Source organism: Natroniella acetigena (genome assembly GCF_023227745.1).
Taxonomy (GTDB): Bacteria; Bacillota; Halanaerobiia; order Halobacteroidales; family Halobacteroidaceae; genus Natroniella; species Natroniella acetigena.
Genome location: NZ_JALKBX010000110.1, coordinates 1 through 1,620, shown reverse-complemented (window position 1 = coordinate 1,620; position 1,620 = coordinate 1). Strand labels below are relative to the sequence as shown.

Annotated in this window: 1 rRNA gene; it reads left to right on the top strand. The window is 50.6% G+C overall.

Features of this window, described 5'->3' with window-relative positions:
* Positions 1-31: 31 nt before the first annotated feature.
* Positions 32-1,556, top strand: a 16S ribosomal RNA gene (locus tag MWH25_RS12735).
* Positions 1,557-1,620: the final 64 nt, after the last annotated feature.

The following is a 1,620-nucleotide window of genomic DNA, read 5'->3' as shown; positions in this document are numbered from 1 at the left end:
CAGTGTACACATTGTTTACATTATATAAACTTTAATTGAGAGTTTGATCCTGGCTCAGGACGAACGCTGGCGGCGTGCTTAACACATGCAAGTCGAGCGAGAAAGCTACCTTCGGGTAGTGAGTAAAGCGGCGGACGGGTGAGTAACGCGTGGGAACATACCTTTAAGACTGGGATAACTTCTTGAAAAGGAAGCTAATACCGGATAATCTCCTTTCGGAGCAAAGATGGCTTTTATGCTATTACTTAAAGATTGGCCCGCGTCCCATTAGCTAGTTGGTGAGATAAAAGCTCACCAAGGCAACAATGGGTAGCCGACCTGAGAGGGTGATCGGCCACACTGGGACTGAGACACGGCCCAGACTCCTACGGGAGGCTGCAGTGGGGAATCTTCCGCAATGGACGAAAGTCTGACGGAGCAACGCCGCGTGAGTGAAGAAGGTCTTCGGATCGTAAAGCTCTGTCTTTAGGGAAGAATACTTTAATTGTGAATAACAGTTAGGGTTGACGGTACCTATAAAGGAAGCCCTGGCTAACTACGTGCCAGCAGCCGCGGTAATACGTAGAGGGCAAGCGTTGTCCGGAATCATTGGGCGTAAAGGGTACGCAGGCGGTCTAGTAAGTCAGAGGTGAAATCCACCGACTCAATCGGTGAACTGCCTTTGAAACTACTGGACTTGAGGATAAGGGAAGAAAGTGGAATTCCTAGTGTAGTGGTGAAATACGTAGATATTAGGAAGAACATCAATGGCGAAGGCAACTTTCTATCTTATACCTGACGCTGAGGTACGAAAGCTAGGGTAGCAAACGGGATTAGATACCCCGGTAGTCCTAGCCGTAAACGCTGGATACTAGGTGTTGGGGGTTCGATTCCCTCGGTGCCGGAGTTAACGCATTAAGTATCCCGCCTGGGGATTACGACCGCAAGGTTGAAACTCAAAGGAATTGACGGGGGCCCGCACAAGCGGCGGAGCATGTGGTTTAATTCGAAGCAACGCGAAGAACCTTACCAGAACTTGACATCCCGTGACTACCTGTGAGAGCAGGGTTTAATCTTTTGGATTACACGAAGACAGGTGGTGCATGGCTGTCGTCAGCTCGTGTCGTGAGATGTTGGGTTAAGTCCCGCAACGAGCGCAACCCCTGTCCTTAGTTGCCAGCACGTCAAGGTGGGGACTCTAAGGAGACTGCCGCGGAAAAACGCGGAGGAAGGTGGGGATGACGTCAAGTCATCATGCCCCTTATGTTCTGGGCTACACACGTGCTACAATGGTCTGTACAAAAGGTTGCGATACCGCGAGGTTTAGCAAATCCTGAAAAGCAGATCTCAGTTCGGATTGCAGGCTGCAACTCGCCTGCATGAAGCTGGAGTCGCTAGTAATCGTGGATCAGAACGCCACGGTGAATACGTTCCCGGGCCTTGTACACACCGCCCGTCACACCACCCGAGTTGGGGGCACCAGAAGTCGTTTAAGGACGCCGAAGGTGTGCCTGATAAGGGGGGTGAAGTCGTAACAAGGTAGCCGTACCGGAAGGTGCAGCTGGATCACCTCCTTTCTAAGGAGTTATTTCAACTCTAGTCGTAGTTGGAACATGCATTGTTTAGTTTTGAGAGACTGAA